Genomic DNA, 16,236 nt, shown 5'->3' with positions numbered 1-16,236 from the left:
TGTGAGTTCTGCTCGAAAGAGCGACGTGCGAATTTTCGGCGAATGTCGTCTTCACAGTATAACCAGATTGCTTGGGGTTATATGGTCAAGTGAAGAAGCGCATACGGTGGATGCCTTGGCAGTCAGAGGCGATGAAAGACGTGGTAGCCTGCGATAAGCTTTGGGGAGTCGGCAAACAGACTGTGATCCAGAGATCTCTGAATGGGGGAACCCACTCAGCACAAGCTGAGTATCTTGTACTGAATACATAGGTGCAAGAGGCGAACCAGGGGAACTGAAACATCTAAGTACCCTGAGGAATAGAAATCAACCGAGATTCCCTTAGTAGTGGCGAGCGAACGGGGACCAGCCCTTAAGTTGGTTTGAGATTAGTGGAACGCTCTGGAAAGTGCGGCCATAGTGGGTGATAGCCCCGTACACGAAAATCTCTTATCAATGAAATCGAGTAGGACGGAGCACGAGAAACTTTGTCTGAATATGGGGGGACCATCCTCCAAGGCTAAATACTACTGACTGACCGATAGTGAACCAGTACCGTGAGGGAAAGGCGAAAAGAACCCCGGAGAGGGGAGTGAAATAGATCCTGAAACCGTATGCGTACAAGCAGTGGGAGCCTACTTTGTTAGGTGACTGCGTACCTTTTGTATAATGGGTCAGCGACTTATATTCAGTGGCGAGCTTAACCGAATAGGGGAGGCGTAGCGAAAGCGAGTCTTAATAGGGCGTTTAGTCGCTGGGTATAGACCCGAAACCGGGCGATCTATCCATGGGCAGGTTGAAGGTTAGGTAACACTGACTGGAGGACCGAACCGACTACCGTTGAAAAGTTAGCGGATGACCTGTGGATCGGAGTGAAAGGCTAATCAAGCTCGGAGATAGCTGGTTCTCCTCGAAAGCTATTTAGGTAGCGCCTCATGTATCACTGTAGGGGGTAGAGCACTGTTTCGGCTAGGGGGTCATCCCGACTTACCAAACCGATGCAAACTCCGAATACCTACAAGTGCCGAGCATGGGAGACACACGGCGGGTGCTAACGTCCGTCGTGAAAAGGGAAACAACCCAGACCGTCAGCTAAGGTCCCAAAGTCATGGTTAAGTGGGAAACGATGTGGGAAGGCTTAGACAGCTAGGAGGTTGGCTTAGAAGCAGCCACCCTTTAAAGAAAGCGTAATAGCTCACTAGTCGAGTCGGCCTGCGCGGAAGATGTAACGGGGCTCAAACCATGCACCGAAGCTACGGGTATCATCTTATGATGATGCGGTAGAGGAGCGTTCTGTAAGCCTGTGAAGGTGAGTTGAGAAGCTTGCTGGAGGTATCAGAAGTGCGAATGCTGACATGAGTAACGACAATGCGAGTGAAAAACTCGCACGCCGAAAGACCAAGGTTTCCTGCGCAACGTTAATCGACGCAGGGTTAGTCGGTCCCTAAGGCGAGGCTGAAAAGCGTAGTCGATGGAAAACAGGTTAATATTCCTGTACTTCCAGTTATTGCGATGGAGGGACGGAGAAGGTTAGGCCAGCCTGGCGTTGGTTGTCCAGGTTTAAGGTGGTAGGCTGAAATCTTAGGCAAATCCGGGATTTCAAGGCCGAGAGCTGATGACGAGTTGCCTTTAGGCGACGAAGTGGTTGATACCATGCTTCCAAGAAAAGCTCCTAAGCTTCAGATAACTGGGAACCGTACCCCAAACCGACACAGGTGGTTAGGTAGAGAATACCAAGGCGCTTGAGAGAACTCGGGTGAAGGAACTAGGCAAAATGGCACCGTAACTTCGGGAGAAGGTGCGCCGGCGAGGGTCAAGGACTTGCTCCGTAAGCCCATGCCGGTCGAAGATACCAGGCCGCTGCGACTGTTTATTAAAAACACAGCACTCTGCAAACACGAAAGTGGACGTATAGGGTGTGACGCCTGCCCGGTGCCGGAAGGTTAATTGATGGGGTTAGCGCAAGCGAAGCTCTTGATCGAAGCCCCGGTAAACGGCGGCCGTAACTATAACGGTCCTAAGGTAGCGAAATTCCTTGTCGGGTAAGTTCCGACCTGCACGAATGGCGTAACGATGGCGGCGCTGTCTCCACCCGAGACTCAGTGAAATTGAAATCGCTGTGAAGATGCAGTGTATCCGCGGCTAGACGGAAAGACCCCGTGAACCTTTACTATAGCTTTGCACTGGACTTTGAATTTGCTTGTGTAGGATAGGTGGGAGGCTTTGAAGTGGGGACGCCAGTTCTCATGGAGCCATCCTTGAAATACCACCCTGGCAACTTTGAGGTTCTAACTCAGGTCCGTTATCCGGATCGAGGACAGTGTATGGTGGGTAGTTTGACTGGGGCGGTCTCCTCCCAAAGAGTAACGGAGGAGTACGAAGGTGCGCTCAGACCGGTCGGAAATCGGTCGTAGAGTATAAAGGCAAAAGCGCGCTTGACTGCGAGACACACACGTCGAGCAGGTACGAAAGTAGGTCTTAGTGATCCGGTGGTTCTGTATGGAAGGGCCATCGCTCAACGGATAAAAGGTACTCCGGGGATAACAGGCTGATACCGCCCAAGAGTTCATATCGACGGCGGTGTTTGGCACCTCGATGTCGGCTCATCACATCCTGGGGCTGAAGCCGGTCCCAAGGGTATGGCTGTTCGCCATTTAAAGTGGTACGCGAGCTGGGTTTAGAACGTCGTGAGACAGTTCGGTCCCTATCTGCCGTGGACGTTTGAGATTTGAGAGGGGCTGCTCCTAGTACGAGAGGACCGGAGTGGACGAACCTCTGGTGTTCCGGTTGTCACGCCAGTGGCATTGCCGGGTAGCTATGTTCGGAAGAGATAACCGCTGAAAGCATCTAAGCGGGAAACTTGCCTCAAGATGAGATCTCACTGGGATCTAGAATCCCCTGAAGGGCCGTCGAAGACTACGACGTTGATAGGTTGGGTGTGTAAGCGCTGTGAGGCGTTGAGCTAACCAATACTAATTGCCCGTGAGGCTTGACCATATAACACCCAAGCAATTTGCTCATGCAGATTGCGGTGGTGAAGATGACACGAACCGAAAGTTCGCACTGTTCACAAAAGCATCACAAACATCACATATCCGAATTTGCTGGGCTGTCCATCTGGACATTCTGGCTACAGAATTTCTTGACGACCATAGAGCATTGGAACCACCTGATCCCATCCCGAACTCAGTAGTGAAACGATGCATCGCCGATGGTAGTGTGGGGTCTCCCCATGTGAGAGTAGGTCATCGTCAAGATTCATTTCGCAAAACCCCTATCTGCGTATGCAGGTAGGGGTTTTGTCTTTTCCGCTGGAAAAGTTTTGTCTACATGCGTGCCATGGCCCCAGCGATGCCCCGTGATATGGTTCCGCATCAGAATCCACCGCCTTCCAGGGAATGCTCAATGGCCACTACCAACCTCCACCCCGGCTTCATGATCGTCCACGGCAACCGCCTGGATGACCTGCGCAGCCTGGTGGTGAGCTGGATGCGTCGCTACCCGCTGGCGCCGCTGGAAAATGAGATCGCCCTGGTGCAGAGCAACGGCATCGCCCAATGGCTCAAGCTGGCATTGGCCGAAGACCCGCTGGAAGGTGACCTGGGTGGCTGCGGGATTGCTGCTGCGATCGATGTACAACTGCCGGGCAGCTTCATGTGGCAGCTGTATCGTGGCGTGCTGGGCCGGGAGGAAATCCCCGAGGTATCCCTGCTCGACAAAGCTCCCCTCACCTGGCGCCTGATGCGTCTGCTGCCGGCCTTGATCGAACGCCCGCATTTCGAGCCGCTGCGGCGTTTCCTCACCGACGACAGCGACCTGCGCAAGCGTTACCAGCTCAGTGAGCGCCTGGCAGACCTGTTCGACCAGTATCAGGTCTACCGCGCCGATTGGCTAAAGGACTGGGCCGCTGGCCAGCACTTCCTCAACACCGCTCGTGGCGAGCGCAAACCGCTGCCACCGGGGAACCGCTGGCAGGCCGAACTGTGGCGGGCCTTGCTGGACGACGTCGGTGAGCAGGGCATGGCCCAGAGCCGCGCCGGGGTGCACCAGCGCTTCATCGAACGTATCAACAGCCTGGAGCAGGCGCCTGCAGGGCTGCCATCGCGGGTGATAGTGTTCGGCATTTCCTCGCTGCCAGCCCAGGCCCTGGAAGCACTGGCGGGGCTGGCTCGGTTCAGCCAGGTACTGCTGTGCGTGCATAACCCCTGCCGCCACCACTGGGCCGATATCGTTGCAGACAAGGACCTGCTGCGGCACCAGTACAAACGCCAGCAACGCAAGCAGGGCATGCCGCTGCAGCTGGATGACCAGTCGCTGCACCAGCATGCTCACCCGTTGCTGGCCGCCTGGGGCAAGCAAGGCCGCGACTACATCAACCTGCTCGACAGCTACGACGACCCCGGTAGTTACCAGGGCGTGTTCAGCGATGGCCGTATCGACCTGTTCAGCGACGGTTCGCCCACTACTCTGCTCAACCAGTTGCAGGACGACATCCTCGAACTGCGCCCGCTTGCCGAGACCCGCGAGCTGTGGCCGCCAGTGGATACCAAGCAAGACCGCTCGGTGCGCTTTCACATCGCTCACAGCCCGCAGCGCGAAGTGGAAATCCTCCACGACCAGTTGCTCGCCCGCTTCAGTGCCGACCCCACGCTGCGCCCGCGTGACGTAATCGTCATGCTGCCGGCCATCGACACCTATGCACCGCATATTCGCGCGGTGTTCGGGCAGTTGCAGCGCAACGACCCGCGCTACATCCCGTTCACCCTGACCGACCAGGGCCAGCGCGGCCGCGAGCCTTTGTTGATTGCTCTGGAGCACCTGCTCAAGCTGCCAGACAGCCGCTTCGCGGTCAGCGAAGTGCTAGACCTGCTGGACGTGCCCGCAGTACGCGCTCGTTTCGGCATTCGTGAAAGCGACCTGCCCACGCTGCATCGATGGATCGAGGGCGCGGGCATTCGCTGGGGGCTCAACGCCGAGCAGCGGGCCAGCCTGGGCCTGCCTGGCGGGCTCGAGCAGAACAGCTGGCGGTTCGGCCTGCGGCGAATGTTGCTGGGTTACGCCGTAGGTGTCGGCGAAGCCTGTGATGGCATCGAACCCTATGATGAGATCGGTGGCCTTGATGCGGCACTGATCGGCCCACTGGTCGCGCTGCTCGACGCCCTCGAAGTGGCTTGCCAGGCGTTGTCCGAGCCCGCGACCGTAAGCCAGTGGGGTGAGCGCTTGCATGCCTTGCTGCAGGTATTCTTCCTGGCCGAGGGCGAGCGCGACGAGTTTCTGTTGATGCAGTTGCAGGATCTGCGCGACAGCTGGCTTGAAGTGTGCGAGACCGTCGGCCTGCAAGATCCACTGCCACTGACCGTCGTGCGCGAAGCCTGGCTGTCGGGTCTTGACCAAGGCAAGTTGTCCCAGCGTTTCCTCGCAGGCTCGGTCAACTTCTGCACCCTCATGCCGATGCGCGCCATTCCGTTCCGGGTGGTCTGCCTGTTGGGCATGAACGATGGCGACTACCCCCGTGCCCAACAACCGCTGGACTTCGACCTCATGGCCAGCGATTACCGCCCAGGTGACCGCTCGCGCCGCGAGGATGACCGCTACCTGCTGCTTGAAGCGCTGCTGTCCGCACGTGACCAGTTGTACGTCAGCTGGGTCGGGCGCAGTATCCGCGACAACAGCGAACGCCCGGCGTCGGTATTGATCGGTCAGTTGCGCGATCACATCGCTGCTGGCTGGTACCTCGCGGGTACAGAACAGGGGCAGCCAGTAGAGCAGGGCGAGCAGCTGTTGCACGCCCTGACTCAGGAACACCCGCTGCAGCCGTTCAGCCCTCGGTATTTCCAGAAGGGCAGCCCGCTATTCAGCTTTGCCCACGAATGGCAGGTATTGCACCGGCAAGGCGAGGAGCAGCAGGGCGAACCCGGCCTGCCGCCTTATCACGACGATGAAGCCTTGAGCCTGACCCAGCTGAATGACTTTTTGCGCCACCCGGTGCGGCACTTCTTCAGTCAGCGCCTGAAGGTATACTTCGAAGCATTGGCGGCACCGACCCCGGACGAAGAACCTTTCGTACTCGACACCCTGCAACGCTACGGCGCCAGCGAAAGCCTGCTGGTGGCAGCCTTGGCCGAGCCTGACCAGGCCGAGCAAGCCCTGCAGGCCCAGGCCAGGCGCCTGCAGGCCTGTGGTTTGCTGCCCCTGGCCGGTTTCGGCGAACTGCTGCAGCGCGAGCTGATCGAACCCTTGCCCGACCTGCTGCAACGTCATCAGCAGCTGCTGCAACGCTGGCCACAGCTGGTGGAGGGCGCATTGCCGGTGCATTTCGCGCACGCTCAGCACCGCCTCGAAGGCTGGCTGGGCCGGGTGTTCCAGGCCGATGACCAGAGCCTGCTCAGCATTACCACAGTACCCAATACCATCAGCGCGGGGCGCAACAACCTCAAGTGGCACCGCCTGATCGCGCCCTGGGTCACGCACCTGGCGGCCTGCGCAGCTGGCTACCGCTACAACAGCGCGCTGGTGGCCAGTGACCTTACCCTGCTGCTTGCGCCGGTGGCGCAAGAGCAGGCGGCGCAACTGCTGGGCGATTTGCTTGTGGCGCGTCAGGCGGCGATGAACGCGCCGTTGCCCGTCGCCGTCAAGACTGCCTTTGCCTGGCTGGCCCAGGACGATGCCGACAAAGCCCTGGCCGCAGCAGCCCGCGCCTACGAGGGGGACGAGCGCACCAGCTTCGGCGAGCGCAGCGAGAGCATCGCCCTGGCGCGCCAATACCCCGACTTCGCTGCGCTCACCGCCGACGAAACCTTCGAAGGCTGGTGTGAAACCCTGTACCGCCCGTTGTTCAACGCCCCCTGGCAGACCCTGGGCAACCCGGAGAAAGGCGCATGACCCAGGACCGTCCCCTGGCACTCAGTTTCCCCCTGCATGGCAGCCAGCTGATCGAGGCCAGCGCAGGCACAGGCAAGACCTTCACCATTTCGGCACTGTACCTGCGTCTGATCCTCGGCCACGGCGGCGAGCAAGGCTTCGAGCGTGAGCTGCTGCCACCGCAGATCCTTGTCGTGACCTTCACCGACGCCGCCACCAAAGAGCTGCGCGAGCGCATTCGTGCCCGCCTGGCCGAGGCCGCGCGCTTCTTCCGGGGCGAGCTGGAAATCGCCGATCCGCTGCTGCACCAGCTGCGTGACGATTACCCGCACGAATCCTGGCCGCGCTGTGCTGGCCGCCTGGAGGTCGCGGTGCAGTGGATGGACGAAGCAGCGGTATCGACCATTCACGGATGGTGCCAGCGCATGCTGCGCGAACACGCCTTCGACAGCGGCAGCCTGTTCACCCAGACCTTGGAGACCGATCACAGCGAGCTGCTGGGCCAGGTCATGCGTGATTACTGGCGGCGCTTCTGCTACGGCATGCAAGGCGATGCACTGGCCTGGGTGCGTGGCCACTGGGGTAGCCCCGATGCCTTGCTGCCGCGGATCCGCCCACTGTTCGGCCGGGTACGCAGTGGGCAGGATGGGCCCGAGCCCGCCGCCCTGATTCAGGCATCGCTGCAGCAGCGTGGTGAGCAGCTGGCCCGGCTGAAGGCGCCCTGGGCGCTGTGGGCAGAAGAGCTGCGGCAGATCTGCCGCGATGCGCTGGCCGCCAAGCAGGTGGATGGCCGCAAGATGCAGGCCCGTTACTTCGAGCCCTGGTTCGATAAACTTTGCGCCTGGGCCGGCGATGAGCAAGTCGCTGAACTCGACCTGGGCACCGGCTTCACCCGCCTGACCCCTGCGGGCATGGCCGAAGCCTGGAAGGGCACGCCACCCGAGCACCCGGCCCTCGACGCCATGCAGACCTTGCAGCAACAATTGCAGGCCCTGGACAGCCCGGATGCCCCCCTGCTGGAGCATGCTGCCAACTGGGTATCGGCACGCTTTGAAGTGGAGAAACGTCGGCGTGCGGAAATGGGTTTCGACGACATGCTCGTGCGCCTGCAGCACGCCCTGGCAAGTGACGCCGGCGAGCGCCTGGCCAGCCTGATTCGCGAGCAGTTCCCGGTCGCGCTGATCGACGAATTCCAGGACACCGACCCGGTGCAGTACGGCATTTTCGAACGCATCTACCAGATCAGTGAAAACCGTGCGCAAACCGGCCTGTTCATGATCGGCGACCCCAAGCAGGCGATCTACGCATTCCGCGGTGCCGACATCTACACCTACCTCGCCGCGCGGCGCGCCACCAGCGGCCGTTTGCACAGCCTGGACACCAACTACCGTTCCAGCAAGGCCATGGTCGCGGCAGTCAACCAGGTGTTCCTGCAGGCCGAGGCGCGTGAAGCTGGGCGGGGTGCGTTCCTGTTCCGCGAAACGGATGACAACCCGCTGCCGTTCATCGAGGTGCGCGCCAAAGGCCGTGGCGAGCATCTGCTGATCGACGGTGTGGCCAGTGCAGCGCTGCAATGCTGGCAGCTGGAAAGCGAAGAGCCGGTCTCCAGCACCGTCTACCGACAGAAACTGGCCGCCAGTTGTGCCAGCCATATCGTCGCCCTGCTCAACGGCGGCCAGCAAGGCACGGCAGGCTTCCAGAATGGCGAGGGTGAACTGCGCCCGTGCCTGCCCTCGGACATCGCCATCCTGGTGCGCGATGGCCACGAAGCGCAGATGGTCCGTGCTGAGCTGGCGGCCCGTGACGTGCGCAGTGTGTACCTGTCCGACAAGGACTCGGTGTTCGCCGCCCAGGAAGCTCACGACCTGCTGGCGTGGCTCAAGGCGTGCGCCGAGCCCGACTCGGAGCGCCTGCTCAAGGCCGCCCTGGCCAGCCTTACGCTAGGCTTGTCGCTGGCGGCGCTGGACCGGCTGAACCAGGACGAGCGTGTCTGGGAAGGCTGGGTCATGCGTTTTCGCCACTACCGTGACACCTGGCAGCGCCAAGGTGTGTTGCCGATGCTGCGGCACCTGCTGCATGACTTCGAGCTGCCACGCACACTGATCCGCCGCAGTGATGGCGAGCGGGTGCTGACCAACCTGCTGCACCTGGCCGAGCTGCTGCAACAGGCTGCTGGTGAGCTGGACGGGGAGCAGGCACTCATCCGCCACCTGGCCGAGCACCTGGCCAGTTCCGGACAGGCTGGCGAAGAGCAGATCCTGCGCCTGGAAAGCGACGAGCAGTTGGTGAAGGTGGTCACCATCCACAAATCCAAGGGTCTGGAATACCCCCTGGTCTACCTGCCGTTCATCTGCACCAGTAAACCGGTGGACGGCAGCCGCTTGCCGCTGGCCTGGCACGACAGCGAAGGCAACGCCCACCTGACACTCACCCCGAATCAGCAACAGATCGAGCGCGCGGATGACGAGCGCCTGGCCGAAGACCTGCGGCTTCTTTACGTCGCCCTGACCCGTGCCCAGCATGCCTGCTGGCTGGGCGTTGCCGACCTCAAGCGGGGTAATCAGAAAAGCTCGCAACTGCACCGCTCGGCGTTCGGCTACCTGCTCGGTGGGGGCCTTGCGCTGACCGGCTCGCAACAACTCAAGGACTGGTTGCAAGCATTGGCGGCGTCCTGCCCGTACATCACTTGCCCAGGCCTGCCGCAGGCCGATGAACAGCTGTATCGCATGCCACACGCCGAGCGTGAACTGCTGCCGGCCCGCAAACCGCGGCGCGCCGCAGCCGAGCACTGGTGGATCGCTTCGTACAGTGCCCTGCGCGTCGGCGATCAGGCCCTCGGTGCCGATAGCTCGCAGGCACAGCAGTTGCTAGATGACGAAGTGGTCGATGCCCAGGTGCTGCGCGAGGTCCCCGCCGACAGCGGCGATATCCACCGCTTCCCGCGTGGACCAAACCCCGGCACCTTCCTGCATGGCTTGCTGGAATGGGCCGGCCGCGAAGGGTTCAGCGAGGTCAGCGGCAATGCGCAGTTGATCGAGCGAACCGTTGGCCAGCGCTGCAACCGCCGTGACTGGGCCGGCTGGATTCCCACCTTGACCGAGTGGATGCAACGCTTGCTGGGCGAGGCGCTGCCGTTGCCGGGCGACAACCCGTGCGTAACCCTCGGGCAGTTGCGTCATTACCAGATCGAAATGGAGTTTTGGTTCGCCAGCCACCAGGTCGACGCCGAACAACTCGACCGCCTGGTCGCCCGTCACACTCACCCCGGCCTGGCGCGCCCTGCCGCGCTGCCGACGGTGCTGAACGGCATGTTCAAAGGGTTCATCGACCTGGCGTTCGAGCTGAACGGGCGCTACTACGTGACCGACTACAAGTCCAACTGGCTGGGCCCGGACATCCAGGCCTACGATGCCATGGCCATGGAAAAGGCCATCCTCGAGCATCGTTACGACCTGCAGTATGTGCTCTACCTGCTGGCGCTTCACCGCCAGTTGCGCGCGCGCCTGCCGGATTACGACTACGACCGCGATGTCGGCGGCGCCCTGTTCATCTTCCTGCGCGGTGCCAGCAGCAGTGGTCACGGTGTGTATCACGCCAAGCCACCGCGCGAGCTGATCGAAACCCTTGATGCGCTGTTCCGTGGCGAGCACCCGCCCACGCAGCAGGACCTGTTTGCCGGAGTCACGCCATGAGCCGTAGCCTTGTCGACCTGTTGCCCACTCCCTTGAACGCCGAGCACCTGCTTGCGCTTAAACCACAGCATGACAGCGGTGACCTCCTGCAACTGCTCGACCGCTGGGTGGAGCGAGGCTGGCTGCGGGCCCTGGACCGGGCGTTCGTATCCTTCCTGGAAGAGCGGGCCCCCGGCAGTGACCCCTTGCTGCTGCTGGCGGCGGCACTGGCCAGCCACCAACTGGGGCACGGCCATGTCTGCCTGGACCTGCAGCAAACCCTGGCCGAGCCTGACTTCGCCCTGTCATTGCCGCCCGAAGGCGATGCTCTGACCGGGCCTTTGCTGCTGCCATCGCAATTGCTGGCCAATCTGGACCTGAACGCCTGGCGCAAGCGCATCGGCACCAGCCCGCTGGTAGCCACCGGCGACAGCCCTGGCCAGCAGGCCCGGCCCTTGGTGCTTAGCGGCGAGCGCCTGTACCTGCGCCGGTACTGGAGCTACGAGCGGCGCATCGACCATACCCTGCGCCAGCGTCTGACCCAGGCCGAAGCGCCGCTCGCCGACCTGCCGGGCCGCCTGGCACAGTTGTTCGAAGGTGGTGCCCCAGCAGGCCAGGTGGACTGGCAGAAACTCGCCTGTGCGCTCGCCACCCGCGCCGGCTTCAGCATCATCACCGGCGGCCCCGGCACCGGCAAGACCACTACCGTTGTGCGCCTGTTGGCTTTGTTGCAAGCGCCAGCGGTGGAGCAGGGCAGGCCGCTGCGCATTCGTCTGGCGGCGCCGACCGGCAAGGCGGCGGCGCGCCTGACCGAATCCATTGGCCAGCAGGTCGAGCGCCTGCAGGTCAGCAGTGAGGTACGCAGCCACATCCCCACCGAAGTCAGTACCGTGCACCGCCTGCTCGGCAGCCGACCAGGCTCGCGGCATTTCCGCCACCATGCTGGCAACCCGCTGCCGCTGGACGTGCTGGTGGTCGACGAAGCCTCGATGATCGACCTGGAAATGATGGCCAACCTGCTCGATGCCCTGCCGCCCCGGGCGCGCCTGGTGCTGTTGGGCGACAAGGACCAGCTGGCCTCGGTCGAGGCCGGCGCGGTGCTGGGTGACTTGTGCCGGGATGCCGAAGAGGGCTGTTATTCGCCTGCGACCGAAGCGTGGCTGGAGCATATCGGCGGCGAGTCCTTGGCAGGCAGTGGCCTCAAGTCTGGCGATGAACAACGCAACCCGCTGGCACAGCAGGTGGTGATGCTGCGTTTTTCCCGACGTTTCGGCGAAGGCAGCGGCATTGGCCAGCTAGCCCGGCTGGTCAACCGCCAGGACGCCTCCGCGGCGCGCAACCTGCTGGCAATGCCCCCGCCCGACGTGCACAGCGTGGCGCTCAAGCACGAGCAGGATCGCGCCTTCGACCGCCTGCTGCTCGATGGCCTCAATCGGGGTAGCGAAGGCCCGCAGGGTTATAGCAGCTACCTGCGCACCCTGGGGCGCTATCGGCCGGCACTCGATAGCGCGTTTGACGACCCTGCGTGGGAGCAGTGGGCGGCCAAGGTGCTGCACGGTTTCGAGGATTTCCAGTTGCTGTGCGCGGTGCGTCGGGGGGCCTGGGGTGTCGAAGGCCTCAACGAGCGGGTGGCGCGGGTGCTGCACCAAGCCGGGCTGATCGACAGCCAGCAGCCCTGGTACGAAGGTCGGCCTGTATTGGTAACCCGTAACGACTACGGCCTGGGGCTGATGAACGGCGACATCGGCATCGCCCTGCGCCTGCCGGATGAGCGCGGCGAACCGCTGCTGCGGGTGGCCTTCCCGCGTAACGATGGCAGTGGAGGCGTACGCTTTGTCCTGCCCAGCCGGCTGAACGAAGTGGAAACGGTATTCGCCATGACCGTGCACAAGTCCCAGGGCTCGGAATTCAGCCATACCGCGCTGGTGCTGCCGGATGCACTGAACCCGGTACTGACCAAGGAACTTGTGTACACCGGTATCACCCGCGCCAAGCACTGCTTCAGCCTGATCGAACCACGCCAGGGGATTTTCGAAGAAGCAGTGGCGCGCAAGGTGCGGCGTATATCCGGCTTGATGCTTGAACAGGTCTGATCCTGCAGCAGCGGGCTTGCGTCCATCCCTCCTACAGTGATGCGGCCATGTGCTATCGTTGCGCCGATATCGGAAGGGACATAAGAGATTTCCCACATGAACGTGGCCGGGAGGCGAGTGACAAGCTGTGCGCTTTCGCTATTGCTGGCCGCCCTGTTTCTTATCGCAGGCCTTGCCCAGGCAGAAACAGCCACGACCGCCGCCCAGGCGCAGCAACGCGCCAAAGCGGTCACCCAGGTAGTACTGGGCATCTTCAGCTACGCCCGCTGGCCCGTCGACCCCTCACCCTTGCGACTTTGCCTGGTCGGCCCGACCGAATACGCCGATGACCTGATCAAGGGCCATGTGCAGGAGTCGGGCCGCCCGCTGCAGGTGCGGCGCCTGCTGGCAGAAGATACCCAGGTCGCCCAGGCGTGTGACGCCGTCTACATCGGCAAACTCGACCAAGGCCAGCGAGACCGCCTGTTCCAGCGTGTCAACGGCCACCCGGTATTGAGTATCAGCGAAGCGGGTGACCCGTGCACGGTCGGCAGCCTGTTCTGCCTGCGGGTCAGCGACCAGCAGGTGGCTTTTGAGGTCAACCTCGACTCGGTGGCACGTTCCGGGGTGCGTATTCACCCCAGTGTGCTGCAACTGTCGCGGCGTCGGGCGGTGCAGCCATGAAGCCGACACGCAAGCCAGGCCTGCGGCCAACCTTGCGCTCGGTGCTGGGCCGTGGCCACCTCAGCGTGGCCTTGCTCGCCGTCGGCCTGGCCGGGATTTCCCTGACCCTGCTGGGCGTGCTTGCGCTGCGCGTCTACGCCAACCAGAACCTGCACCTGATCGCCCGTTCGATCACCTACACCGTGGAAGCGGCAGTGGTGTTCGACGACAGCGCGGCTGCCAATGAATCGCTGGCGCTGATCGCCAGCACCGAGGAAGTGGCCGAGGCCAAGGTCTTCAACAACGAGGGGGTGCAGCTGGCGCACTGGCAACGCGGCGATACCGGCATGTTCGCGCAGCTGGAAGTGCAGGTTGCAACCGCCCTGCTGGATGAGCCGGTCAACCTGCCGATCATGCACCAGCAGCAGCAGGTCGGGCACATCGAGCTGGTCGGCCAGGGCCGTAGCTTGCTGCTGTTCCTGCTCAGCGGCTTGGCCGGTATCGTGTTTTGCACGGTACTCAGTGCCTTGGCTGCGCAATATTTGTCACGGCGCCTGCTCGGCGATATCGTCCGCCCGTTGCGTGGCCTGGCCAGTGTCGCCCACGCTGCCCGCCGCGAGCGCAGCTTCGACCGCCGCGTGCCGGAAGCGCCGATTGCCGAGCTCAACGAGCTGGGCAACGACTTCAATGCCTTGCTGGATGAGCTTGAGGTGTGGCACAGCCACCTGCAGAGCGAAAACCAGACCCTGGCCCACCAGGCCAGCCACGACAGCCTGACCGGCCTGCCCAACCGGGCGTTTTTCGAGGGCCGTCTGACCCGCAGCCTGCGCAATGCGGCGCGTCAGCAGGATCACCTGGCCTTGCTGTTCCTCGACAGCGACCACTTCAAGCAGATCAACGACACCCTCGGCCATGCCGTGGGCGATGAAGTGCTGATCAGCGTAGCCGACCGTATACGTGCCCAGCTGCGCGAGCACGACCTGGTGGCGCGGCTGGGTGGCGACGAGTTCGCTGTGCTGCTGACGCCTTTGCATTCGCGTCCGGACGCCGAGCACATCGCCGAAAAGATCGTGTCCAGCATGAAGCTGCCGGTGCAGCTGGACAGCGGCCGCAGTATCGCCACCTCACTGAGCGTCGGCATCGCCTTCTACCCGGATGACGGCGCTGACCCCGCCAGTCTTCTCAATGCCGCCGATGCGGCGATGTACCAGGCCAAGCGCAAACGCCCTGGCCAATGGCAAGTGGCGCAGACGGAACGGTCCGCCAATGAAATCGACAACAGGAGTTGAACCCGTGATGCAGGCTTTACGATTCCCCTTTTTGGCCATGCTGCTCGCTGTTCTGGCGCTAACCGGCTGCCAGAACACCCCGCCAAAGGGCCTTACCGCCGAACAGATTGCCGTGCTCAAGCGCGAGGGCTTTACCCCGACTGACGAAGGCTGGGCTTACGACCTGTCCGGCAAGGTGCTGTTCGGCAGCGATCTGGACAGCCTCAACGGGCAGAGCCAGGCGATTGTCGAGCGCATCGGCAAGGCGCTGCTCGGCGTTGGTATCCAGGGTGTGCGGGTGGATGGGCATGCCGATGCCTCGGGCAAGGCGGCCTATAACCAGCAGCTGTCTGCGCGCCGCGCGCAGAGCGTGACCAAGGCGCTGGTCGGGGTCGGCATGCAGGCGCAGAACATCCACAGCCGTGGCCTGGGCAGCACACAGCCCGTGGCGGACAACCGCACCAGCGCCGGGCGTACCGAGAACCGGCGAGTGTCCATCGTGGTGGCGTCCTACTGATCATTGACCCACAGGCCTGGCACCGGCTGCGCCGGTGTTCGCGGGTAACCCCGCTCCCACAGGTACTGTGTTGGCTTCGAGATCACACTGTACCTGTGGGAGCCGGCTTGCCGGCGATGGGCTGCGTAGCAGCCCCTTCATTCTTGAGCAAAGCGCATCTCCCGCGTCTCACCCATCAACAACGGCGCATTCGCCTCGGTCACCCCACGGATGTAATCCCACAACAAGGTAATGCGCTTCAACTTGCGCAAATCCTCCCGGCAGTACATCCAGAATTGCCGCGTCACCTCGATCTCACCAGGCAGCACCGTGACCAGCCGGGGATCCTGCGCCGCCAGAAAGCACGGCAAGATCGCCAGCCCACGGCCCTGCAACGCCGCCGTGTACTGGGCGATCACGCTGGTACTGCGCAAGTGTGCATTGGCGTTGGGGATCAGGTTGGCCAGGTACAGCAGCTCGGAACTGAACGCCAGGTCATCCACATAGCTGATGAACGGGTGCCGGGCCAGGTCCGACACCTGGCGGATCGGCGTATGGCTGTTCAGGTAATCCTGGGTCGCATACAGCCGCAAGCGGTAGTCGCACAGCTTGCAGCACACGTAAGGCCCGTGCTCCGGCCGCTCCAGGGCAATGACGATATCCGCCTCGCGCTTGGACAGGCTGATGAAGTGCGGCAGCGGCAGGATATCCACCGAAATAGCCGGGTAGGCATCGACGAAGTGGCTTAGTTGCGGGGTGATGAAGAAGCTGCCGAAGCCTTCGGTGCAGCCCATGCGCACATGCCCCGACAACGCCACGCCCGACCCCGAAACCTGCTCGCACGCCATGTGCAGGGTGCTCTCGATCGACTCGGCATAGCCCAGCAGGCGTTGCCCCTCGGCGGTAAGGACAAAGCCGTTGGTCCGGGATTTTTCGAACAGCAAGGTGCCCAGCGCACCCTCCAGCGAAGTGATGCGCCGCGACACCGTGGTGTAGTCGACGCTCAGGCGTTTGGCGGCACTGCTGGCCTTGCGGGTGCGGGCGACTTCGAGGAAGAACTTCAGGTCGTCCCAGTTGAGCGCGCTCAGGGATGTGAGGTCTTTTTGCATGATGATCCGGTTTTTTTGTGCGTTCTTGTTGGATGTTTGCACATCTATACTCGAAACATGCCTCAGGACGCCACCTCGCGTTTGCCCGGCGCTGGCGATCTCGTCCCGACAATAATT

At 62.2% G+C, this 16,236-nt stretch carries 7 protein-coding genes and 2 rRNA genes; 8 read left to right on the top strand and 1 reads right to left on the bottom strand.

The annotated features are described in order from the left end of the window. Window positions 1–83 precede the first annotated feature (83 nt). From AC5O5R_RS23440 to yfiB, 8 genes are all read left to right on the top strand, one after another. Window positions 84–2,976 (top strand): 23S ribosomal RNA (locus AC5O5R_RS23440). 144 nt (window positions 2,977–3,120) lie between these two features. Further along, a 5S ribosomal RNA gene (rrf, locus tag AC5O5R_RS23435) occupies window positions 3,121–3,236 on the top strand. A gap of 148 nt (window positions 3,237–3,384) precedes the next feature. Further along, complete coding sequence (recC, locus tag AC5O5R_RS23430) at window positions 3,385–6,861, top strand: exodeoxyribonuclease V subunit gamma (RefSeq protein WP_172225763.1); 3,477 nt, start codon at window positions 3,385–3,387, stop codon at window positions 6,859–6,861. Next, a complete protein-coding gene (gene recB / locus AC5O5R_RS23425) occupies window positions 6,858–10,532 on the top strand; it encodes an exodeoxyribonuclease V subunit beta (RefSeq protein WP_172225760.1) in 3,675 nt (1,224 codons plus the stop codon). The genes recC and recB overlap by 4 nt, the downstream gene beginning before the upstream one ends. Further along, window positions 10,529–12,604: an exodeoxyribonuclease V subunit alpha gene (gene recD / locus AC5O5R_RS23420; protein WP_172225757.1), complete on the top strand. Its 2,076-nt coding sequence runs from the start codon at window positions 10,529–10,531 to the stop codon at window positions 12,602–12,604. The genes recB and recD overlap by 4 nt, the downstream gene beginning before the upstream one ends. Before the next feature lie 96 nt (window positions 12,605–12,700). Beyond that, the gene (gene yfiR, locus AC5O5R_RS23415) at window positions 12,701–13,267 is read left to right on the top strand and encodes a regulatory sequestration protein YfiR (RefSeq protein ID WP_172225754.1); all 567 of its coding nucleotides are present in this window, start codon (window positions 12,701–12,703) and stop codon (window positions 13,265–13,267) included. Next, window positions 13,264–14,535 carry a diguanylate cyclase DgcN/YfiN gene (gene dgcN, locus AC5O5R_RS23410; RefSeq protein WP_172225751.1) on the top strand — a complete coding sequence of 424 codons (1,272 nt, stop codon included), beginning with the start codon at window positions 13,264–13,266 and terminating at the stop codon, window positions 14,533–14,535. The genes yfiR and dgcN overlap by 4 nt, the downstream gene beginning before the upstream one ends. A 4-nt stretch (window positions 14,536–14,539) precedes the next feature. Beyond that, window positions 14,540–15,031: an outer membrane lipoprotein YfiB gene (gene yfiB, locus AC5O5R_RS23405; protein WP_172225733.1), complete on the top strand. Its 492-nt coding sequence runs from the start codon at window positions 14,540–14,542 to the stop codon at window positions 15,029–15,031. 137 nt (window positions 15,032–15,168) lie between these two features. Here yfiB and AC5O5R_RS23400 read toward each other — a convergent pair whose 3' ends face one another. Further along, window positions 15,169–16,119 (bottom strand): LysR family transcriptional regulator, encoded by a 951-nt coding sequence (locus AC5O5R_RS23400; RefSeq protein WP_172225730.1) that lies wholly within the window; start codon window positions 16,117–16,119, stop codon window positions 15,169–15,171. Window positions 16,120–16,236: the final 117 nt, after the last annotated feature.

Source organism: Pseudomonas sp. 8_5_2 (assembly GCF_059295255.1).
The sequence above is the reverse complement of the archived record's forward strand: the minus strand, read 5'-3'. Positions and strand labels throughout refer to the sequence as shown.